The organism is Cupriavidus sp. FW305-27, from assembly GCF_058787995.1.
On the sequence record NZ_JBYTAG010000005.1, the window covers coordinates 79119 to 99961 of the forward strand.

The 20843-nt window shown below is 61.9% G+C and carries 19 protein-coding genes and 1 pseudogene; 3 read left to right on the forward strand and 17 right to left on the reverse strand.

The window, feature by feature from the left end; all coding sequences use genetic code 11:
* Positions 1-20 precede the first annotated feature (20 nt).
* Positions 21-1481, reverse strand: coding sequence for a form I ribulose bisphosphate carboxylase large subunit (locus tag AC3WRI_RS03690; protein ID WP_010809289.1), 1461 nt, complete (start codon positions 1479-1481; stop codon positions 21-23).
* 167 nt (positions 1482-1648) lie between these two features.
* On the opposite strand from AC3WRI_RS03690, the gene AC3WRI_RS03695 reads away from it, so the two are divergent.
* Positions 1649-2602, forward strand: a complete 954-nt coding sequence (locus tag AC3WRI_RS03695; RefSeq protein ID WP_010809288.1) for a LysR family transcriptional regulator — start codon at positions 1649-1651, stop codon at positions 2600-2602.
* A gap of 439 nt (positions 2603-3041) precedes the next feature.
* Here the strand turns inward: AC3WRI_RS03695 and AC3WRI_RS03700 are convergent, their stop codons facing one another.
* Genes AC3WRI_RS03700 through AC3WRI_RS03710 form a run of 3 tightly spaced genes read right to left on the reverse strand, consistent with a single transcriptional unit; the run spans position 3042 to position 7454 of the window.
* A complete protein-coding gene (locus AC3WRI_RS03700) occupies positions 3042-3716 on the reverse strand; it encodes a ferric reductase-like transmembrane domain-containing protein (RefSeq protein WP_492292602.1) in 675 nt (224 codons plus the stop codon).
* On the reverse strand, positions 3716-5674 hold the full coding sequence (locus AC3WRI_RS03705; RefSeq protein ID WP_492292603.1) for an acyl-CoA synthetase: 1959 nt from the start codon (positions 5672-5674) through the stop codon (positions 3716-3718). Before AC3WRI_RS03705 ends, AC3WRI_RS03700 begins: the two co-directional genes overlap by 1 nt.
* 28 nt (positions 5675-5702) lie before the next feature.
* Positions 5703-7454, reverse strand: coding sequence for an alpha-keto acid decarboxylase family protein (locus tag AC3WRI_RS03710; RefSeq protein WP_492292605.1), 1752 nt, complete (start codon positions 7452-7454; stop codon positions 5703-5705).
* A gap of 187 nt (positions 7455-7641) precedes the next feature.
* Between AC3WRI_RS03710 and AC3WRI_RS03715 the strand changes: the two genes are divergently transcribed.
* Complete coding sequence (locus AC3WRI_RS03715) at positions 7642-8328, forward strand: Crp/Fnr family transcriptional regulator (RefSeq protein ID WP_011617208.1); 687 nt, start codon at positions 7642-7644, stop codon at positions 8326-8328.
* Here AC3WRI_RS03715 and AC3WRI_RS03720 read toward each other — a convergent pair.
* A complete protein-coding gene (locus tag AC3WRI_RS03720) occupies positions 8309-9700 on the reverse strand; it encodes an MFS transporter (RefSeq protein ID WP_439671829.1) in 1392 nt (463 codons plus the stop codon). The genes AC3WRI_RS03715 and AC3WRI_RS03720 overlap by 20 nt on opposite strands.
* 185 nt (positions 9701-9885) lie before the next feature.
* On the opposite strand from AC3WRI_RS03720, the pseudogene AC3WRI_RS03725 reads away from it, so the two are divergent.
* Positions 9886-10433 (forward strand): annotated as a pseudogene (locus AC3WRI_RS03725) (MFS transporter); the annotation flags it as partial.
* 57 nt (positions 10434-10490) lie between these two features.
* On the opposite strand, the gene AC3WRI_RS03730 reads toward AC3WRI_RS03725, so the two are convergent.
* The 12 genes from AC3WRI_RS03730 to AC3WRI_RS03785 form a co-directional block, all read right to left on the reverse strand.
* Complete coding sequence (locus tag AC3WRI_RS03730; RefSeq protein WP_439671830.1) at positions 10491-11498, reverse strand: bestrophin family protein; 1008 nt, start codon at positions 11496-11498, stop codon at positions 10491-10493.
* 277 nt (positions 11499-11775) lie between these two features.
* Entirely contained in the window at positions 11776-12180 is a 405-nt protein-coding gene (locus tag AC3WRI_RS03735) for a cupin domain-containing protein (RefSeq protein WP_011617212.1), read from the reverse strand.
* 4 nt (positions 12181-12184) lie between these two features.
* Positions 12185-12664: a carboxymuconolactone decarboxylase family protein gene (locus AC3WRI_RS03740; protein ID WP_318232496.1), complete on the reverse strand. Its 480-nt coding sequence runs from the start codon at positions 12662-12664 to the stop codon at positions 12185-12187.
* Positions 12665-12738: 74 nt separating this feature from the next.
* Complete coding sequence (locus tag AC3WRI_RS03745; protein WP_439671831.1) at positions 12739-13491, reverse strand: SDR family oxidoreductase; 753 nt, start codon at positions 13489-13491, stop codon at positions 12739-12741.
* Complete coding sequence (locus AC3WRI_RS03750; protein ID WP_155737069.1) at positions 13488-13637, reverse strand: hypothetical protein; 150 nt, start codon at positions 13635-13637, stop codon at positions 13488-13490. Before AC3WRI_RS03750 ends, AC3WRI_RS03745 begins: the two co-directional genes overlap by 4 nt.
* Positions 13634-14071 carry a GNAT family N-acetyltransferase gene (locus tag AC3WRI_RS03755; RefSeq protein WP_011617215.1) on the reverse strand — a complete coding sequence of 146 codons (438 nt, stop codon included), beginning with the start codon at positions 14069-14071 and terminating at the stop codon, positions 13634-13636. Before AC3WRI_RS03755 ends, AC3WRI_RS03750 begins: the two co-directional genes overlap by 4 nt.
* Before the next feature lie 109 nt (positions 14072-14180).
* Positions 14181-14411, reverse strand: coding sequence for a DUF2798 domain-containing protein (locus AC3WRI_RS03760; RefSeq protein ID WP_013953675.1), 231 nt, complete (start codon positions 14409-14411; stop codon positions 14181-14183).
* 90 nt (positions 14412-14501) lie between these two features.
* Entirely contained in the window at positions 14502-15227 is a 726-nt protein-coding gene (locus tag AC3WRI_RS03765; RefSeq protein WP_011617217.1) for a cysteine hydrolase family protein, read from the reverse strand.
* 69 nt (positions 15228-15296) lie between these two features.
* A complete protein-coding gene (locus tag AC3WRI_RS03770; RefSeq protein ID WP_011617218.1) occupies positions 15297-16286 on the reverse strand; it encodes an alpha/beta fold hydrolase in 990 nt (329 codons plus the stop codon).
* 313 nt (positions 16287-16599) lie between these two features.
* Positions 16600-18033, reverse strand: a complete 1434-nt coding sequence (gene pdxR / locus AC3WRI_RS03775; RefSeq protein WP_492292607.1) for a MocR-like pyridoxine biosynthesis transcription factor PdxR — start codon at positions 18031-18033, stop codon at positions 16600-16602.
* Positions 18034-18276: 243 nt separating this feature from the next.
* Positions 18277-19320: a glutathione S-transferase family protein gene (locus AC3WRI_RS03780; protein ID WP_011617220.1), complete on the reverse strand. Its 1044-nt coding sequence runs from the start codon at positions 19318-19320 to the stop codon at positions 18277-18279.
* A 36-nt stretch (positions 19321-19356) separates the two neighbouring features.
* Positions 19357-20733 (reverse strand): amidase, encoded by a 1377-nt coding sequence (locus AC3WRI_RS03785; RefSeq protein ID WP_011617221.1) that lies wholly within the window; start codon positions 20731-20733, stop codon positions 19357-19359.
* Between the last annotated feature and the right edge of the window lie 110 nt (positions 20734-20843).

Here is a 20843-nt window from a genome sequence, read left to right on the forward strand (position 1 = left end):
TGGTGGCGTCGCGCCAGGGCTCAGGCCACCGACGCGGTGGGCGCGAAGTCCGAGGTGTCGGTCGGCGTGTAGTTGAAGCTGATGTCGCCCCAGGTATCGAGCGCAGCCCGCAGCGGTCCGCACCAGCGCGCGGCATCGCGCAGGATCTCCGGCCCTTCGTTGAGGATGTCGCGGCCTTCGTTGCGCGCCAGCACCATCGCTTCCAGCGCAACGCGGTTGGCGGTGGCGCCGGCCTGGATGCCCTGCGGGTGGCCGATGGTGCCGCCACCGAACTGCAGCACCACGTCGTCGCCGAAGAGGCTGATCAGCTGGTGCATCTGGCCGGCGTGGATGCCGCCCGAGGCCACCGGCATCACCTTGCGCAGCGAAGCCCAGTCCTGGTCGAAGAACAGCCCGCGCGACAGGTCGGCATGGGTGTAGGCATCGCGGCAGACGTTGTAGTAGCCCTGCACGGTCAGCGGATCGCCTTCCAGCTTGCCCACCGCGGTGCCGGTGTGCATGTGGTCGACACCGGCCAGGCGCAGCCATTTGGCAATCACGCGGAACGACACGCCGTGGTTCTTCTGCCGGGTGTAGGTGCCATGGCCCGCGCGGTGCAGGTGCAGGATCATGTCGTTCTGGCGGCACCAGTTGCTCATGGACTGGATACAGGTCCAGCCGACGATCAGGTCGATCATGATGATGACCGAGCCCAGCGACTTGGCGAACTCGGCACGCCGGTACATCTCTTCCATGGTGCCGGCGGTCACGTTGAGGTAGCTGCCCTTGACCTCGCCGGTGGCGGCCGAGGCCTTGTTGACCGCGTCCATCACGAACAGGAAGCGGTCGCGCCAGTGCATGAAGGGCTGCGAGTTGATGTTCTCGTCATCCTTCATGAAGTCCAGCCCGCCCTTCAGGCCCTCATACACCACGCGGCCGTAGTTGCGGCCCGACAGGCCCAGCTTGGGCTTGGTGGTGGCGCCCAGCAGCGGACGGCCGAACTTGTCCAGGCGCTCGCGCTCGACGATGATGCCGGTGGACGGGCCGGCGAAGGTCTTCACGTAGGCGACCGGGAAGCGCATGTCTTCCAGGCGCGCCGCCTTGATCGGCTTGAAGCTGAAGACGTTGCCGATGATCGACGCGGTCAGGTTGGCGATCGAGCCTTCCTCGAACAGCGACAGGTCATAGGCCACGTAGCAGAAGAACTGCTCGGGGTTGTTGGGCACCGGGTCGACCCGGTAGGCCTTGGCACGGTACATGTCGCAGGCGGTCAGGCGGTCGGTCCACACCACCGTCCAGGTGGCGGTGGAGGACTCGCCGGCAACCGCGGCGGCGGCCTCGACCGGATCCACACCGTCCTGCGGCGTGATGCGGAACAGCGCCAGCAGGTCGGTATCCTTGGGCTCGTAGTCGCCGTCCCAGTACCCCATTTCCTTGTACTTCATGACGCCGGCGTCGTAGCGCTTGCGCGGCTTGGCTTGGACCGATTCAGGTGCGTTCATGCTTGTCTCCTTGCGTGGTTGAGCGTCTTGGCTGCTGCGTTGATGCAAAGATATAAGCCCACCCACATAAGGTAAATTCAGATATTCTTAGCCCCTGTATAAGCAATCCCTTAAGTGCGGACCAAGCTGCACATCACGGGACCATCCAAAGCCGCCCCCAACCGCCCATGTCGTCCTTCCTGCGCGCCCTTACCCTTCGCCAGTTGCAGATCTTCGTCACCGTGGCCAGGCACGCCAGCTTCGTGCGCGCGGCCGAAGAACTGCACCTGACCCAGCCTGCGGTCTCGATGCAGGTCAAGCAGCTTGAATCCGTGGTCGGCATGGCGCTGTTCGAGCGGGTCAAGGGGCAGCTCACGCTGACCGAGCCCGGCGACCGCCTGCTGCACCATGCGTCCCGGATCCTCGGCGAGGTCAAGGACGCCGAGGAAGGCTTGCAGGCGGTCAAGGACGTCGAGCAGGGCTCGATCACGATCGGGCTGATCAGCACGTCGAAGTACTTCGCCCCCAAGCTGCTGGCCGGCTTTACCGCGCTGCACCCGGGCGTGGATCTGCGCATCGCCGAAGGCAACCGGGAAACGCTGCTGCGGCTGCTGCAGGACAACGCCATCGACCTCGCGCTGATGGGCCGCCCGCCGCGCGAACTGGATGCGGTGTCGGAACCCATCGCCGCGCATCCGCACGTGCTGGTGGCCTCGCCGCGGCACCCGTTACACGATGCAAAGGGGTTCGACCTGCAGGAACTGCGTCACGAGACCTTCCTGCTGCGCGAACCGGGTTCAGGCACCCGCACCGTGGCGGAGTACATGTTCCGGGACCACCTGTTCACGCCGGCCAAGGTGATCACCCTGGGCAGCAACGAGACCATCAAGCAGGCCGTGATGGCCGGCATGGGCATCAGCCTGTTGTCGCTGCACACGCTGGGACTGGAGCTGCGCACCGGCGAGATCGGGCTGCTGGACGTGGCCGGCACGCCGATCGAGCGCATCTGGCATGTTGCGCATATGTCCAGCAAGCGTTTGTCGCCGGCCAGCGAGAGCTGCCGCGCCTATTTGCTGGAGCACACTGCGGAGTTTCTGGGGAGGGAGTACGGGGGGCTGATGCCCGGGCGGCGGGTGGCCTGAGGTTCCAGGAGGGTTGGCTGGGATTAGAGAGCCATCCGTCCCGTCCCGGTCGGAACCCACTGGGCAGCGGCAGCTGGTGAAGGCCTTCGGATGACAAAGGCTAGAGAGAATTGCGAATCCTCTTGATCAAGCTGCAGCTTGATCGGACTGCTGCGGAGCATTTCCCCTCGGACTGAGGCGAATGTCTGGCGCGGCCGCTACGAGGGCAGGCTTGATGGCGGTTGGTCATACTGGGGAATGAAGGATAACCGCAGCTTCGGCTGCGGTTATTTACCGTTCCGGCCCCTGAAGCGCTTGTGAGGGGACGCCGTCTCGCGGCTGGCGGCCAACCGGCGCGATGGCCACAGGACGTTTCGGTCAGCGTTCCCGTCTGGTTAAGCTTCATTGGGACAACACAGGCCGCGCCACGCTCGATGCCTTAGCGCAGGAACACGTATGGCTACCGGTCCCTTACCGTTCGGACGTCAGGCTCCGACATACGGCCAGAATCCCTAGAACTTCCGCGATGGTCGGACGTGAATACTGCCGCGCCCTTCCCGCGAGCGTTCCCGAACTGTACTGCGACACGCAGAAGCATTGCAGCCAGCATTATCATACCGGGCACCGCATAGCCGGCATGTTGCGGGAAGCGAGTCAGGAAGGAGCTTGCGAATATGATCGCGATGACCCAGACACCAGTGAGATGCAATCTCTTCCAGTTGTCCGGGCCGACAAGGCGCATCGGAGTTTCGAACGACGTGATCGTCAACAATAGAATAGCTACATAGCCGATCGTGCCAGGGACGTTGCTCGCAGGCGAGCGCCCCAACCAGAAGGCTTCGGGCGCCGTGCTGCTGTAGACGAGGATTGCTAACGCATGCAGAAAATGAGCGAAGGCGAATGACAGCCCGAGATAGCGTCGCTCACGCACCAACGCTCGCGTCAGAGCCGATGACACAAGTTTCGCCAGCGAAGACGCCGTGAACACGACCAGAAACAGAACAAACGATACTCGTGCAGTTGCGCGTACCGTATCCTGTAACGCTTGCAGCGGGTCGGGTGCCAATGTGTATGACAACGCCGCTACCAGCGCCACCAAGGCCGACAACAAAAAGAAAAGTCTCCAACGGGTCATTATCGCTCCTCGCCAGTTGTAGATGTTGTACCGTCCGGTGCAACCGAGATGCCGATTTCGAACGGGTAACGCCCAAGCACTGCAGCAGCTTGCTTGAGATTGGAAGCGTGGAGTTCGACAGAAATCCGGATTCCGCCCGGCGCGGCTGTGGTCGCCATGACTTCCTCACAATCGATCCCCGCTTCGGCAAGCGCCAAGCGCGCCACGTCAGCGGCCTCGCGCCGCCTCAGTTCCGGCTTGAAGATCTTGCCGACACCCGTGAGCGGAATCCTGTCGACGATCCTGATTCGCTTGGGCAACGCGGCACGCTCACCGATTTCGGCGCGGATGAACTCGGCGAGCTCGGACTCAGTCGCCGTGGAGCCAGGTCTGAGCTGCACATATGCCACTGGCAACTCGCCCGCGTACACGTCGGGGCGACCCACGGCGGCGGCGATCTGGACCGACGGATGGCGATGAAGTGGCTCCTCGATTGCGGTGGGATCAATATTGTGGCCACCCCGAATGATCAGGTCCTTCATGCGTCCGACAAGCCAGAAATAGCCGTCGGCATCGCAACGCCCCAGGTCTCCGGTGTTGAGCCAGCGCCTGCCGTCGCCCAGTTCGAGCCAGAGCTTCTCGCTCTGTTCGTCACGCAAGTAGCCGCCGAACACGTTCGCTCCCGAGATGACCAGCAGCCCCACTTCACCGATGGAACAGTCACGCACGTACCGGCCGGCATCATCGACAACAACCGCTTTCATTTCCTGACCCGGGACGCGCAGGCCGATCGAGCCGAGCCTGCGGTCGCCGTTCGGAGGATTGACTGCGCTTACGCACGTCCCCTCTGTCAGACCATAGCCCTCAAGGATCCGGATTCCCGTTCGTTCCTGAAAAGTGCGGAAAACTTCGGCTGGCATCGGCGCAGCGCCACACAGGCCATATTCAAGTGAACTGATATCGTGCGCGTTGACCGGGACGTCCAGAAGCGAAGCATAGAGCGTTGGCACCGCGCTGAAGAAGTTGACGCGATGGTGCGCTACGATCTCCCAGAATCGCTGGACCACACCTTCACCGCGAAAACCATGAGGCGTTCCGAGTATGACGTGAGCACCTCTGGAGAAAGGCAGTAAGCCAGTCGCCATGACGGCATTGACATGGAAAAGCGGAAGGCCACAAAAGATCGTCTTGCCAGGACCGATGCTTTCCCCGAAAAACTGGCCCGCGCTCCAGGCGTTGGCGACTTCATTACCATGACATCGCATGGCAATCTTCGGCATACCAGTGGTACCGCCCGTACAGAAGTAAGACGACGAGTCGCCGGCGTTGAAACGGCGAGCGCTGTCAAGCCTGGTTCCCGATTCACGCGCGATGGTGGTACCGAAGTCGTGCAACTGGAGGTGCGCCGGGACCGCGCGACCCAGCGCGCCATCCTCCGCCGCCATTCGGTCGGCGAAACGCCGTGGACCTGGCACGCGATCAGCCATATTCACGAGCACAAGATGCCGCAAGGACGGGATCTTGTGCAGAACGGGCTGCACTTTTTGCCAAAGGTCGGCCCCGGGGAAAGGTGCCAGCGTCACAAGGACGCTGGCACCGGCTGCGCCGAGCAACTCGGCGATCGCCTCGCCTTCGAGAAGCGGACTGATAGCGCAAACGATACCCGCTGCTTGCCCACCCCAGATCACCAAATGCGTTTCGGGCAAGTTGGGGAGAACATACCCGATCACTGAACGCGGCCCTGCACCGATCCTGCCGAACATGTTTGCCGTCCGCGTGATGTCCCGGATCAGTTCCCCATAACTCCAGCACTCGATATCGCGAAATGCGTCGGCGCAAGGAAAGTACGAGAGCGCTGGCGCCGACGGATTGATGGCCGCGCCACGGCAGATCATCTCGTATGTACTGTGAGGCAGGTCCGCCGGCATGCCTTGCGTTTCGATGGCAAGGACTTCGTTCTGGTTGGCAATGCCCTTCATGGTGTCTCCCGTTGGCTGATGGCGAGTGTCACGCTCCAACCCTTTCGCCATGCGCGCGGTGAGCGGGTGCCTTTGCTCCTTGTGTAAGGTCAGGCGCAGAATTCCTCGGACCGCACTCGCCATAGTCGAAGTTGGCCAGGTGGCCGGCAAACTGCTTCAATAGCGCGGGCGCGTCCATCTTCGGCAGGTTCAGTTCGACAAAAACAAGACAGTCCGCGGATTCGGCGCGGCCGAGCGCCACGTCCAGCTCGCCTACCGTGCGCACCTCGATCGATAGCGACCTGTCGTGCCGGTCGAAGGCACGGGCCAGGTCCGTATACCGCCAGTTGTCGACATCGTTATATGCGGAGTTCTCTCCCAGGATCATCCGCTCTATCGTGTATCCGCCGTTGTTCAGCAGGAAGATTACCGGCTTCAAGCCTCGGCGCAGTATCGAAGACAGTTCCTGGGCAGTGAACTGGAACGAGCCGTCGCCGATGAAAAGCAGGTGCCGCCGCGACGACGCACCCACATGCGAGCCGAACAGCGCCGGCAACGAAAAGCCGACAGCGCCCCACGTTGGCGCCGCAATGTAACTTGCGCCCGCCGGCAAGCTCATCGAAACAAGCCCCGCATGCGCAGTGCCGGCTTCGCCCACGATCACATCACCGGGCTGCAGGAACCGGCGGACGCGAGGCCAGAGTGTGGCGTGCGTCAGGGGGGCATCGTCGGATACCGGCGCCGGATCGGTGAGGTTCGCAGGGGCAGACAACTCACCCGCGAGCGGTCGGGAATTGGACTTCGCACTCTCGTGAACTCCGGCGAGTACGTCCCGTAGCGTGACGCCCGGCATCTGGGTCGTACCGATACTCAGATCGTGCCGGCGCAGATCGATAAAGGACTCCATATTGATTCGCTGCGAGAATAGCGCCGTGCTCGAGTCGGTGAAGCGCAGGCCCACGCCGATCAGGCAGTCCGTGTTCTCGACAACGTGGCGCACTGATGCGGCGCTCGCGGCACCGGCGTAGCTGCCGATATAGTGGCTGCAAGTTTCATCGATTGCGCCCTTCGCCGGCATGAGCGATACGCATGGGATGGCACACTTTTCCGCGATCTTGACGATAAGGTCCGTCACGCCAAAACGATCCGCGTCTGCGTCGACAAGCAACACGGGAGCGCGGGCGGCGTCGAGCGCTTCGACAATGCGCTGAATCGCGACGCGGAGTTGCTCCGGATCGCTCGCAGGATCGGCAAGCAAGAGTGGCGTGCTCGGCACTTCAACGACGATGTGGGTGACATCCGACGGTAACTGCAGGTGTACGGGCCGGCGCTCCAGCCAGCAGGATCGCAATACCCGATCGATCTCGTATGCGGCGTTGGCAGGCGTGATACGCGCTTGGGCAACGGTGAACTCGGACATGCAGCGGCTGATGTTCTCGTAATCGCCGTCCACCAGCGTATGGTGGACGAGCGCACCACTGTTGACTGCGTGGAGCGGCGGCGCGCCCGTAATATGTACGACTGGCACGTTCTCGGCGTACGCTCCCGCGATGCCTCCGATGGCGGCGAGATCTCCGACCCCAAAGGTGGTGACAAACGCCGCAAGGCCCGAAGTACGGGCATACCCGTCCGCAGCATAGGCGGCATTCAGCTCATTGCAGTTTCCGACGAACTCGATACCAGGAGCATCCTGGATCTGCTCAAGGAACGACAGGTTAAAGTCGCCAGGCACGCCAAAAACGTGACGTACACCCGCCTCCTTGAGTCTGCGGGCAAGGAAAGTCCCGATTTGCATACGCATGATGATGTCACTCCACGATGAAGGGTCATTGCAGGGCCGGCCGTGAACTCGAACCGCAGACCGTCCTGGCTTCAATCAAACCGCTACTGCGGTGCAGCGTGCTCGCATGCTACGAGCGGACCGTCTCGCCAGTCTGTAAGATGTCTTGCAATTGCAGGATTCATTAAGCGCTTTCGACTGCCCCATCATGGATCTCAACGCGCCCCTCATTGAGAAAATGTCCGGAAACCCGTGGTTTCAATCGCTGCCCATGGCCGAGCGACAAAACCTGGTGGGAAACAGTACCCAGGTACGACTCGCCGTTGGCGAGTCATTGTTCCGGCGCGGCGATCCGCCGGCCGGCTTCTTCGGTATCGTTGACGGACGCTTGAAGGCATCAAGCGTCCGCAGTGACGGCAAGGAAGGCATCCTCGTCATCCTCGAGCAAGGCAACTGGTTCGGACAAATGTCCACCATTACCGGGTGGCCAAGCGCTTTTGACGTTACCGCGGTCGAGGCCGCTCTTGTCCTGAAGCTCAGCCCTGAAGCGTTCAATGCATTTATGCAGAACGCCGTGTTTGCGAGAGCCATCGCCGTACTGCTGTGCCAGCACACGAGCCTGCTCTATCAGATGCTCGAAGACGCGACGCTCCATTCCACTCGTACAAGGATCGCCCGTCGTTTGATGCGTCTTGCTCGTGGTGACGCAACTCTGGCTGCCGAGCATCGGGCGAAAATCCCTGTTTCCCAGGATACGCTCGCCATGATGCTTGGCATTTCGCGCCAGACACTTGCTCTTGAACTCAAGGCGATGGCTGCGCAAGGTGCCGTTGCCTTGCGCTACGGGCACGTCGAGATCGTTTCCATGGACGTTCTCATGTCGTTCGACGACTAGGGGCGGTCGAAGGCAAAGCGCGATCCACGCCATGAAGCCGCGACATGACTACGCCGGCTGAGACCAGCAGCGCCGCAAGGACATACAATCCAATTGAAGTGCTTCCTGTTGCTGTCTTCAGCAAGCCCATCGAAGCTGGGCAAAGCACTCCGGCCAGGCCCGAAAGGGTCGTTATTGCGGCTATCCCTACAGCGGCCACGTTCTTCGGCAAGACGCTGGTCGCAATTGCCCAGAAGACCGGGAACGCCGATACAACACCAGCGGTCGCTGCCGAAACAAGGGTCATCGACATCCACAGGCTGCCTGTTGTACAAGCTGTCGCAGCAAGTCCGAGCGCTGCAACGCAAGTGGCGATGACAAAGCTCTGCCTGTGACTGCGGCGCGCATCCGACCGACGCGCGACCCAAAACATGGCCAGCATGCCGATGGAGTACGGAATGAGCGAGTAGAAACCGACTTCCTGTACGTTCGAGACTCCCCAGCCATGAATCATCTCTGGTAGCCAGAAGCTGAGCGTGTAGGCGCCACAGCTAATCGCGAAGTACAGGTATCCAAGCGCGAAGAACGACGGCAGTCGCCATATGCCGCGGATCCCGCCGCCTCCAGATGCCGGCGTTTGATGTGGCACAAGGGCCGTATGCGAAGCAACCAATTGGCGTTGCCTTTCACTCAGCCACGTGGCCTGCTCCGGCTGATCTGTCAGGTAGAAGTAGGCAATAATGCCTAGCAAGGAAGCCGGGAGGCCCTGCAGCACAAACATCCATTGCCATCCCTTCAGGCCCCACAGGCTGTTGAGGTTCTGGATGATCCATCCTGACAGCGGACCTGCGATCATGCCCGCGGCAACTCCGGCTGCCATGAGCATGGCGATGATCCTGGCGCGTCGCTCTGGTGGGTACCAGAACGTAAGGTAGAGCACGACGCCGGGAAAGAATCCTGCTTCGAAGACGCCGAGCAGGAAGCGGACGATATAGAACTCCATCGGGGTTCTGACAAGCAGCGTTGCGGTCGACGCCAAGCCCCAGAGCAACATGATTCGCAAGAGGGTCTTGCGGGCACCAATCCTCTGCATGACAAGATTGCTCGGTATCTCGAACAGCAGGTAGCCCACATAGAACATGCTGGCCCCGATGCCATACACTGCGGCAGAAAAGCCCAGTTCGGACCTCATCTGCAGTTGCGCATATCCGATGTTGATACGGTCGATATGGTTTAGTACGCAGCAGATGAACAGCAATGGCATCAATCGAAGCGTAATCCCCCGGTAGGTCAACTCGATGTCGCCGTCCGCGACTACCTGCTCGCCGGACGCCAACGCGTCGCCATTCAATTCGTGCACTGCGTCCGCCTGCATTCCTGAAAGAACCTTCATCCTTATCTCCATCCGCCATTGATCCCGCTCGATGCGATGATGGTAGGCAAGCGGAGGCGTGGGGAATGCCAGAAAATTGACAATCCTCGGGATAACGAGGTATTGCGGACATATCGCCCTCAGGCATGACGGCTGTCTGGAACCGCCAGGGCATTAACTCGCGCCACTACCGGTGACAACACTGGGATAAGCCCGTCATTGCAAGAATTCTTGCGACGATCGCCGGCAACCTCGGTGTGTCGATCGACGAAGGCACCTGGGTGATCACGCTGTTCGCCGCGGCCAATGCTGTCGCGATCCCGCTGACCGGCTGGCTCACGCAGCGGATCGGACAGGTCCGCCTGTTCGTCGGCGCCATCCTGCTGTTCGTGCTGTCGTCCTGGCGATGCGGCGTGGCGCCCAACCTGACCACGCTGCTCGCCGCGGCCTGTTCGCCGCTGCCGTGACCTGGGCGATCTACCGCGACCGAAAAACGCCGACGCGCAAGCTGTCGATCGACGTGGTGGGCCTGGCATCGCTGGTCACCTGGGTTGCGTCGCTGCAGATCATGCTCGACAAGGGCAAGAACCTGGACTGGTTCAGCTCGCCCGTCTTCACCGTGCTGATGGCCCCGGTGGTTGGCAAGATCCTGCCGAAGTCGGAGTTGCGCGTGCTCGCCACCCTCTCCTTCCTGGGATTCGCGGCGGTGTACTTCATGCGCTCGCACTACACCACGGGCGTGGATACCTACACGCGACGCACGTCCCGCAGTCATGACAGAACGCCCGACTAAAGCGATAAACTTGAGTGGTCAGAGGACAATACCGTGCTCGGCCGTCGGCGCGGGGATATCGCACTTCTCGCCCAGCATGTCCATGAGTTCGTGTTCGATCTTCCGGCAGATCTGTGCCATGGGCACATCATTGGCGTTTCCTTCGAACGGGTTCTCCGTGCTTTCGCCCACTTGCTCCAGCGCGAGGTACATCCAGGAGATCATCGTGCTGAATGGAATGACCAGCCAGATCATGTTGCCATGCATGACGCCTGAAACGCTGGCATTGAGCTTTTCGAATTCCGTAAGAATGCCAAAAGGCAGTAGCAGACAAAACGTACGGACAAAGAGCTTGTTGACGACCGCATATTGCCTGGGATACGGATAGTCCTTGATACGCTCCGCCCGTCCTTGCTGCGCGAAGAAGCCTCTGATCGATCCCACCAACTCCAGATAGAAGGCATTGCCGATCTCGCCAGCGTCAAGGAGCCGCCTGATCGTCGCCGACTGCGTTCCCAGCAACCGGCTTGTCTTGCTCTCGGCGTGCGCAAGCGAGTCGAGTTCGGCCTGTGGCAGATACCGCGCAAGCGCCTCGTGCAATGGCGTCTCCCACTCTGGAACCCGGTAGTACTTCCGGTACTCCACGTTGGATGCCTTGCCCGCGCTTTCCCAGATCCTTGGGGTTCTCAGCTGGTAGCGGAGCGCCGTCAGCCACGCGCAATGGCGGAGAACCAGATCCCGCCCGGCCGCCTGCCCTGCCAGAAAGTCCTGGCTCATCATACCCAGACACCGGCTGCCGGTCAGGATCTCAGTCCAGATCTGCTGTGCCTCCAGGGCCCTGCTGTAGGTCTGCACATTCCGGAAACCCACGATGAATGACGTGGCGGTGCCCAGCAGCACCACAACCGAGACCGGAATCGACAGCCATTTCAGCCCGAAGAACTGATAAAGGACTACGGGCAGCGAACCGCATGCCAGCGAGGCATAAAGTTGCCGTCTCGACCAGAACGTGAACTCGGATATTGTGTACGATTTTCCCAGGTGCATGGTGCGCGTCTCGCGGCAGTGCGGCAGTTCGCGGATCCAAGGTCCGAACTGCCGGCAGGGGCAGCACGGCCAACCGCCTCACCACCGACCAGATCGCTACCCGGGACCTGGTTTTGTCATGGTGATATTGCCAAGAAACCGACGTAGTATCAATTTCCGTCCCACAACCCTTCACGCCACCCCGGAAAACAGCGGCACGGCAAGAGCATGCGGTAGCGCCGCTCTTGCCGTGCCGGACAGTGCGCACCGGCATTGCCGGTGCCTGAAGGGACGACGACTACTTCACCGGCGTCAGGATCGGCGCGCCCTTTTTCTTGAGCAGGAACACGACAAACTTTGCTGGCTGCGTCTTGCTGGCATTGCGTCCGACGGTGTGGATATCGTTGGGACCTTCGTGGAAGGTATCGCCCGGTTTGAGCGTTACCTCTTTTCCGCCCTTGAGGCCCATGACGATGCTGCCCTCGAGCACGTAGACGAAGGCGTGGGCGTCATGGCGATGCACGGGATCGGCGCTGCCCGGCGGATACTCCACGATGATCATCTCGGCTTCCTTCCCCGGATATTCGGGCAACGCTTCCTTGACCAGGGGCGTGACACTCGCCTCCGGCGCGGCGGCGGCCGGCTTTGCAACCGTCAGGCACGACAACACAAGGGCTGCCGCAACGGAAGTGACCGTCTTCATGGCATCACTCCAGGTTGGCCTTGTCGAGCCCGAACGCCTTGTCCGACGAACCAGGCACCATGCGGAACGCCACGTTCAGGCGATTCCAGGTATTGATCGCCCCCACCAGGAAGGTGAGGTCCGACAGTTCCTTCTCGCTGTACTGGGTGCGCACGCGCTCATAGATATCGTCGGGCACGCCGTCGGCGGGAAGCCTCGTCAGCACCTCGGTCCAGGCCAGCGCGGCGCGTTCGCGCGGCGAGAACAGCGTCGACTCGCGCCAGATCGCCACATGATGCAGGCGCAATTCGCGCTCGCCGTGGATCTTCGCCATCTTGATATGCATGTCGACGCAGAACGCGCAGCCATTGAGCTGCGACGCGCGAATCTCGACGAGCTCGCGAATGGGCTCTTCAATCGTGGTCTTCTGGAACAGCGCGCCGAACTCCATGAGCTTCTTGGACAGTTCCGGGGATTGCTGGAAGTAATTCGTACGTTGGGTCATGTTTGCTCCTGGTGATCTGCTCAATGTGATACTGACGAACGCGGTGCTGCTTGCGTGGGCATGCGCCTTGCGGCCTATCGTTGCTGCGATTGACGCAGCCATTCCTCTAAGCCGATGCGCCCGAGGCGCGCCTCGCCCAACGGCACGAGCGAATGTTCCTCGACCCGGCCGCCGAAGTAGCGGGCCTCGGGGTCGCGCACGACTTCACGCGGGTCGCCAACCGCCTTGAGATAGCGGGCGACGATCTCGTTGAACGGGGCTCGTTCCGGGCCCGCGATCTCGACGATGCCGTTTCGCGGTGGCGCGAGCGCCACATCGGCAACGATTGCGGCAACGTCGTCCGCCGCAATCGGCTGGAACAGCCCAGGCGATAGGCTGACGATATTTCCTTGCGCACTGGAATCGGCGATGCCGCCGATGAATTCCATGAACTGGGTCGAGCGGATGATGGTGTAGGGGATGCCGGAGGCCTCTATCAGTTTTTCCTGCGCGACCTTGGCACGGAAATAGCCGTTCTCGGGCGTCCGGTCGGTGCCGACGATGGACAGCGCGACATGGTGCTGAACGCCCGCCTTGGTCTCCGCCGCATGAAGGTTGCGGCCGGAGGTCTCGAAGAACTCCAGCACCGCCTTGTCTTCAAACGACGGGGAATTGGCAAGGTCGATCACCACCTGAGTGCCGGCGAGGGCCTCCTGGAGCCCCTCGCCAGTGATGCTGTTGACACCGCTCCTGGGCGAGGCGGCCACGACCTCGTGGCCGCCCTGGCGCAAAATGGCGACGGTCTTCGAGCCGATCAGGCCGGTCCCGCCAATGACGACAATCTTCATGATGCTTCTCCGTGCTGAGGAAGGTGGAACGATTCCATGTTAGGGAACGCGGCATCCCCGCGCCAGCTCGACTCGGAGCGCCGGCTCGTGGAATAGTCACGGCGCGGGCTGCAATCGAGCAGCAGCAGCAGGTTGAGGAGCTTCATTGCAGCTCCATGCAGAAGTGGAGGCCCTTGGCGAGCAGGCCGGAACGGAAATAGAAGCGCTGGGCCAGCGCTTTCGCGAGTGCGGTATCCAGGACAAGTCGCTGGCAGCCTTCTGTGCGTCCAAGCTCGCAAAGCGCTTGCAGCAGACGCTCGCCGTGACCCCGCCCCCGGCCTTCGGCATCGGTGATCAGGTCGTCGACGTACAGAAAGCGCCCGTGGATGAGGTTGTCAAGACGCCGATATCCGGCCAGCGCAACAGCTTTGCCATCGTCCCAGAGCGCGAGCAGCCGGTACCCTTGTCCGCGTTGCAGCATGACGGCGTCGAGGAAGTCTTCCGGCATTTGCAGCCTGGGGCGCAGTTGCCGCATGACAGGGAAGCAGGCACGGATCTCGGCCTCCGTTTCCGCATGTCTGAGCGTCAGGTTCTTGGTCATGGTGCCGATGCGTGCTGGTTGTGCAGGCTTCAATGTAGTTGAGCGATGACACAGTCAACAGGCACATGTTTATCGTTTTCAACTAGGCCATCAACAAGGACGGTATGACCTAAGAGTGGTTTGTCATGCGATCGACCAGGCGGCGAATGATGGGCGTGGCCGACACGACGACCGGCAGCATGGTCAGCCAGGAGACGCTCCAGGACCTTAGCCAGTGCTGAAAGAACCGGCCCTCTTCTGCAAATGGAAGGCTTGCGATGGCAGCAGCGATGGAGCAGGTCAAGCCGGCCTGGATAACACCATAGGCGAAATAGCTGTAGCGCGAAGGAATCTTGGGCATGTGAGTCGCCTCTATGCATTCTTTGAACCAGACATTGATGCACCTGCCATTGCCGCGCCAGGGGCTGTCGCCCCTGGCGCAAGAAGGGCGCTACGCGGCTGCTTCAACCTTTACTGCCAACCGCTGCACGGTTTCGTTGGTATCCCACAGCGCGTTTGCGATGAAGCGGAAGTTGACCAGTGCCGCGTGATATCCGTCCCCTTCAGGTAGCTTCGGCCCTGCTACGGCGTCGCGCACGACAGCAACTTCGAAACCTTGCTCCAGCAGATCCCGCAGATGAGATTCGACGCACAGATTGGCGGCCATGCCCGCAAGGATCACCTGGTCGACGCGCTGCTTGCGCAATTGCAGGACAAGGTCGTTGGCCTGCGGGCCGTACAGCTTGTGCGTGGAGCAGATGATGGTCTTGCCATCCTCGATATACGGCTTGAGCTCCGGCACGAAGTCCGCGCCCGAGTCACGGAATCCGTCCAGGTTCAGCGCGCCCGGACGGTCGAACATGCCGATGGCATGCTGGAACATTTCGGCGGGGCCCTGCACTTTCCATGTGTGATCATGGGGGAAGTAATAGTGGGGAGAGATGGCGACCGTGATGCCCGCCTGTTTTGCTGCCTCGAACAGACGGACCAGGTTGGCCACGAGGTTCTGCTCCGTCACGCTTTCTCCCACCACGCCCCAGCTGCGGCCTTCGGGGCTCATGAAGTCGATCTGCGGGTCGATCACGACGAGCGCGGTGCGGGACAGGTCCAGCGTAATGCAGGACTTCGGCAGAGCCGGATCAACGGGATCTGCATAGGGGCTATTGTGGTTGCACATGGGAAGTACCTCTTATGGTGGGCCCAGTCTGCCGGCGCCTTCGTGGGGCCCGGCAGATGCGGCGTCGTTTCAACTACGGATGAATGCCAACAGGTCGGCGTTGAATCTGTCTTTGTGGGTGTCTGTGAGCCCATGCGGCGCACCGGGGTAGACGATCAGCTTCGCATTCCTGACGAGCTTTGCCGATGCGCGTCCAGCGGCGTCGATCGGCACGATCTGATCGTCGTCGCCGTGGATGATCAGGGTCGGCACATCGATCTTCCTGAGATCCTCGGTGAAGTCGGTCTCAGAAAATGCCTTGATCGAGTCGTACGTACTCTTGTGTCCACCCTGCATGCCCTGCGCCCACCATGCGTCGATCAACCCCTGCGACGGCTTTGCACCGGGACGGTTGAAGCCATAGAACGGCCCCGCCGGCACGTCCTTGTAGAACTGCGACCGATTGGCAAGTTGTGCGGCACGCAGGCCGTCGAATACTTCGATTGGCAGTCCGCGCGGATTGGCGGCGGTCTTCACCATCAAAGGCGGCACGGCTGAAACCAGCACCACCTTTGAAACGCGTCGCGCACCGTGCCGGCCGATGTACCGGGCCACCTCGCCACCACCCGTGGAGAAGCCCACCAGGATGGCGTCCCGCAGGTCAAGGGTTTCGAACACAATGGCCAGGTCGTCAGCATAAGTGTTCATCTCGTTGCCATTCCATGGCTGGCTTGAACGACCGTGGCCACGACGGTCATGTGCAACGGCGCGATACCCTTCCGACGCAACGAGCATCATCTGGGATTCCCAACTGTCCGAGCTCAGTGGCCAGCCATGACTGAATACAACGGGGCGACCGGCGCCCCAGTCCTTGAAATAGAGCTGGGTGCCGTCCTTTGCCGTGATGTAGCCGCCTGAAGCCTTGCCGCTTGCCTTTGCGGTGGTCGACTTTTCTGCCGACGGTGCCGCCGCCGCAGGTCCGGGCAAGCCGGAAGCCACCAGCGCGCTGGCTGTGGCCGCCCCGCCCAACAACAGGTTACGTCGCGATAGGCCTTGATCGAGGCTGCGATCTGAAGACATGGTGAGACTCCTCTATTGGCGCGTGCGCGCGTTTCCTTGAATATGTCTGGGCATCAGGTCCCTGGTCATGGTGCCGGTGCGTGCTGGCTTGTGCAGGCCCCAATGTAAATGGACGATGACTCAGTCAACAGGCACATGTTTATTGTTTTCGACTGGGCCATCGACATGGGGCGGTATGACCGATGGTTGGTAGCGCGTCGGCAGGCGTCGCCATTGCGCTCGACCTTGCTGCGCAGGACCGCCCCTTCCCAGGCTTCGATAATGATGGACGCGAGCCGCGCGGAATCAACGGTCAAGCGTCCCTGACGATCGTCTATGCTTTCAGCGCGCGCATCAGCTCGGCAACCAGGCGATCGGCTTCAGTCTGACTGCGCAGATTGGCAAAACCCATCATCAAGCCACGCCGCCCGGGCGCACCCTGCCGCCAGGCGGTCAGCGAATGGACGGCGAATCCTGCCTCGCGCGCACGACGGGCCATCGCCAGATCGTCAAGATCGTCCCTGACGTCGACCAGAAGGTGCATGCCGCCATCCTGCAGGCAAACAGTGAAGCCGTCCGTTTTGTATGGAGCCAGCGCCTCGGCCAGCATTGCACGTCGTCGCGCGTAAAGCGTGCGCATGCGTTTGATGTGCCGGGCGAAGTGCCCCTGCGCAATAAACTCCGCCGCCACGGCTTGCAAGAGTTCAGGGCAGCCGCCATGCACCGTGCGCCTGCAGGCCAGATCCATTGTCGGCACCAGACTCTGTGGCACGACCACGTAAGCGAGCCGTAGCCCCGGGTACAGCACCTTGCTAAGCGTGCCGCAATAGATCACCCGGTCGCATGTATCCAGGCTCTTCAAGGCCGGTAACGGGTGGCCGCGGTAACGAAACTCGCCGTCGTAGTCGTCCTCGATGATCCATGCGCCCCGCTCACCGGCCCAGTCGAGCAGTTCGACGCGACGTTGCAGTGTCAGTGCCACGCCAGTCGGGCTCTGGTGCGATGGCGTCACTACGGCCAGGCGCGCCTCTGGAAAATGCTGACGCCCAAAATCGACGTCGAGGCCATGATCATCCACTGGCACATTCCGGACCTGCAGGTTCAGGCGCCTGAGTGACTGGGCTGTCGGCGGGTAGCTGGGATCCTCAACCCAGGCGCTTTCGCCCGCCAGCCTGAGCGCATCCACAATCAGCGCAAGGCTGGCCGTATAGGCCGGCACGACGAACACCTGGTGCGGCTGGGCGTCGATGCCCCGTGAGCGCTGCAGGTAAGCGGCCAACGCTTCTCGCAGCGGGCCAAATCCGGCTGACGCCGGCCTGGTCAGCGAGCCGGCGCTGCGTACTTGCCGCGCCATCAACCTCGTCCATAGTTTCCGCGGGAACTCATCCAGCGCGGGAAGCCCCAGTTGCAACGGCGCGGGGATTCCACCCTCCGTTTCGATAGAAAACTCGGTAAGTTCCTGGTTCGGTGGCGTGCGGCTGGATCCAGCCGCTGCGGCCACGCGGTGGGGGCGCGATGGCGCAATTTGCTCGGAAACAAACGTCCCCGCAGGGCCTCTGGCGATCAGGTAGCCTTCGCCCAGGAGCCGCTCATAGGCGACCTGAACGGTCCCGCGCGCTACGCCTAGCTCGCCCGCAAACGCACGCAAGGATGGCACCCGCTGCCCGGGTTTCAGTTGCCCTTGCTGGATCGAGGCACGAATCCGTGCATAGATCTGCTCATGCAGCGGCGCAGCATTGGATGGGTCCTGAGCCGGTGACTTCGTCATAGCCTGGCAGACGTATCCGGGCAGTGCCGCAACGCCGATGCATGGGAAAGCGAATCATTGCCGGCGGTGGCAACGGATCGGATCTGGATGTGATCTTGACCTCCGATCATACCCCAGGGCGCGCATCCGCCGGGACCCGGCCCGTGACGGCCTGAGAAAGCAAATGGGCGGAGATTCAGAGTCTCCGCGCATTCCCCTTCCGCCACAGGCGCCGGCATTGGCCGGTGCCATCGGGCTGGCGGACTACACCGGCACCGCCTCCCCGCAGCGGGCCATGCCATGCATATAGTGCGAAGGCGGCATGGAATCGACCGTAGCCTGGACCGCTTCCTTGCACAGGGACGGACGCTTGGCCAGCGCATCCACATATCGCACGACGTTGGGCAGGCCTTCCCACATCGACGCAAGCCCCAGATAAGCCATCCGGACCAGGTTGACACCCCACAGCACATCGCCGAGCGAGAATGATTCCCCCCTGAGGTACGGTGACGACGAACCAAGCGCATGGTCGAGGTCCGCCAAGAGGCCCGCGACGTGCCGACGTGCGGCGCGCTGAAATGCCGCATCGTGGCGGACCGACTTGCCACCCCGCTCCTTCGCGATCTTCGCGCGATAGGCTGCAACCAGCTCCGCATCGTCGGCATTGGCGTCAATCATGGCTTCGAGTGCCTGGATCTTGTAGTCGTAGACCGTTTCCATGGCTGTCTTGAGCGCTTCAGGCCGCCGGTCGGCATCGGGATGAAAGCCGTAGAGCAAGGTGCCGTTCGGGAGCTGATCGACGATGTTCACCTGGTGCATCACCCGGGCACGCGCATCGGCATCCCCCGGCACGAGATCAATGGGATCGCGCGATACCGCATCGAGATAGCAGCAGATCCGTTTGGAATCGGCAATGACGCGGCCAGCCTCGTAGTCCACAAGCAACGGGACCGTGCAGGGATCAAAGCCTTCGGTCTCCACCGAAGTGCGCCCGCTATAGCCGCTGACAAATTCCCGCCCCACTTCCCGGCCTGCAAGCAACCGCAGTCGGACGTAGGGCGGATGGTAGTGCTCGGCCGGAACAAGGCCATCCGGCCCCATCGAACCGAGGATCATCATATCGTTCGAACGGTACGGCAACTGCTTCTCGAACAGTACCGTGCGCACTTTCTGCGAGCAGAGCGAACTGGCGGCGTGGAACAGTTCGAAGCGCGGGTTGGCGTCACTTCCCACGAGAGAGATTCGCGCCGGGTCCGCGATGGCGGCACGGGCACCAGCCGCCATATTCGTCAGTTTGTCATGGCTCATTGCTGGCTTCCTGGGACTCAGGTTTGGCGCTATCGTTCATCGTTGTCTCCTGGTTGTTGGGTTGACGTCTAGCAACTCATTTTGGGCGGTGCCCGTTCGCAGCATCAGCTCCATCTGCTGTGCAATCTGCAGCAGCGCACCGTCGTCGCCGGGCTTCGCGACGATCTGCAAGGCCGCGGGAAGGCTGCGTTCGCCGGTCGCCAGGGGAATCGAGATGGCAGGAAATCCCGCGACATTGAACGGCGCCGTATAGGTCATCAGCGCCTCGCGGACGGTGCCGGTCCAGGCGCCAATGCTGACGGTGCCGGCATCGAGATGCGGTGCGGTGCACGGGCATGTCGGCAGCACGAGATAGTCAACCGTCGACATCACCTTGTGCAGCCTTGCCGTGAAATCTCGCCTGGCCTGCTGGGCCGCTGCATAGGCGCGCAGGTCCATGGTTTCGGCGCGTTTCAGCCGGTCGACGGTTTCCGGGTTGTAGTGCGTCGAGATACGGTCCCAGTCATTGCGGCGGAAATGCTCGATGCCGCCTTCGATCAGGACGATGCTCGCGAAGGCACCGAATACCGCATCGAACAGGCCGGAAGTGCTGACGTTCACGCAGGAAAAGACTTGCGCCAGCCGCTTCATCGCGCCATCAAATGGCACCGCAATCTCAGGACTGAGTGGAACCGGTGCAATGTCACGAATGACGCCCAGCCTTGCGGACAGCCACGCATCGCTCTCGGGAACCTTGATGTCGACGGCATCGGCGAGCAACAGCACGTCGTCGACCTGCTCGCCGAGCAGGCCAACGTGGTCGCAAGTGGGCGCCAGGGGGAACACGCCGCGTGTGGATAACGTGCCGAGCGTGGGCTTGTATCCGACGACGCCGCACAGTGCGGCGGGAATCCGGACCGAGCCGCCGGTATCCGTGCCCACGCCCGCCATGATGGCACCGTGCGCAATCGCCGCCGCGGCACCACCACTGGAACCCCCGGGTATGCGTGTATGGTCCAGCGGATTCAGGGTATCGCCAAACCTGGCGCTGGCGGTTGTCACGCCCCACGCGAATTCGTGGGTCGTGGTCTTGCCTATGATGATCGCGCCGCGCTCCACCAGAGTTTTCACGATCTCCGCATCGGCGGCTGGCACATGACCGAGATAGGCTGCGGAACCGTAGCGGGTCTCCATGCCCTTGGTGTCGATCAGATCCTTGACCGCAATGGGCAGCCCTTCCAGTGGCCGCGGCCGGCGTTCGCCATAGCGGCGATCGCTTTCCGCGGCCGCCTTCAGGGCACGGTCCCAATCGATCGCCGAGAATGCATTGAGCAGCCGCTTGCTGGCTTCCGCGCGTTCGAGCGCCTGCTCCGTCAATGCCGTCGCGGTGATCTGCCGCGTGGCAAGGGCATCCAGCGCGCTGCGCAAGCCCATGGAATGCGGGGCCGTCGTTCGGGATGGGCGTCGGATGCCGTGCTGGTCGAGCGACGCGACAGCCGTCGGAAGTATGTCGTGGCCAGAGAAGATCGCGTCTTGTGGCAGGC

Coding starts and splice junctions, on each gene's coding strand:
- AC3WRI_RS03690 (WP_010809289.1), bottom strand. CDS start 1,481: ATGAACGCACCTGAATCGGTCCAAGCCAAGCCGCGCAAGCGCTACGAC.
- AC3WRI_RS03695 (WP_010809288.1), top strand. CDS start 1,649: ATGTCGTCCTTCCTGCGCGCCCTTACCCTTCGCCAGTTGCAGATCTTC.
- AC3WRI_RS03700 (WP_492292602.1), bottom strand. CDS start 3,716: ATGACCCGTTGGAGACTTTTCTTTTTGTTGTCGGCCTTGGTGGCGCTG.
- AC3WRI_RS03705 (WP_492292603.1), bottom strand. CDS start 5,674: ATGAAGGGCATTGCCAACCAGAACGAAGTCCTTGCCATCGAAACGCAA.
- AC3WRI_RS03710 (WP_492292605.1), bottom strand. CDS start 7,454: ATGCGTATGCAAATCGGGACTTTCCTTGCCCGCAGACTCAAGGAGGCG.
- AC3WRI_RS03715 (WP_011617208.1), top strand. CDS start 7,642: ATGGATCTCAACGCGCCCCTCATTGAGAAAATGTCCGGAAACCCGTGG.
- AC3WRI_RS03720 (WP_439671829.1), bottom strand. CDS start 9,700: ATGAAGGTTCTTTCAGGAATGCAGGCGGACGCAGTGCACGAATTGAAT.
- AC3WRI_RS03730 (WP_439671830.1), bottom strand. CDS start 11,498: ATGCACCTGGGAAAATCGTACACAATATCCGAGTTCACGTTCTGGTCG.
- AC3WRI_RS03735 (WP_011617212.1), bottom strand. CDS start 12,180: ATGAAGACGGTCACTTCCGTTGCGGCAGCCCTTGTGTTGTCGTGCCTG.
- AC3WRI_RS03740 (WP_318232496.1), bottom strand. CDS start 12,664: ATGACCCAACGTACGAATTACTTCCAGCAATCCCCGGAACTGTCCAAG.
- AC3WRI_RS03745 (WP_439671831.1), bottom strand. CDS start 13,491: ATGAAGATTGTCGTCATTGGCGGGACCGGCCTGATCGGCTCGAAGACC.
- AC3WRI_RS03750 (WP_155737069.1), bottom strand. CDS start 13,637: ATGAAGCTCCTCAACCTGCTGCTGCTGCTCGATTGCAGCCCGCGCCGT.
- AC3WRI_RS03755 (WP_011617215.1), bottom strand. CDS start 14,071: ATGACCAAGAACCTGACGCTCAGACATGCGGAAACGGAGGCCGAGATC.
- AC3WRI_RS03760 (WP_013953675.1), bottom strand. CDS start 14,411: ATGCCCAAGATTCCTTCGCGCTACAGCTATTTCGCCTATGGTGTTATC.
- AC3WRI_RS03765 (WP_011617217.1), bottom strand. CDS start 15,227: ATGTGCAACCACAATAGCCCCTATGCAGATCCCGTTGATCCGGCTCTG.
- AC3WRI_RS03770 (WP_011617218.1), bottom strand. CDS start 16,286: ATGTCTTCAGATCGCAGCCTCGATCAAGGCCTATCGCGACGTAACCTG.
- pdxR (WP_492292607.1), bottom strand. CDS start 18,033: ATGACGAAGTCACCGGCTCAGGACCCATCCAATGCTGCGCCGCTGCAT.
- AC3WRI_RS03780 (WP_011617220.1), bottom strand. CDS start 19,320: ATGAGCCATGACAAACTGACGAATATGGCGGCTGGTGCCCGTGCCGCC.
- AC3WRI_RS03785 (WP_011617221.1), bottom strand. CDS start 20,733: ATGGGCTTGCGCAGCGCGCTGGATGCCCTTGCCACGCGGCAGATCACC.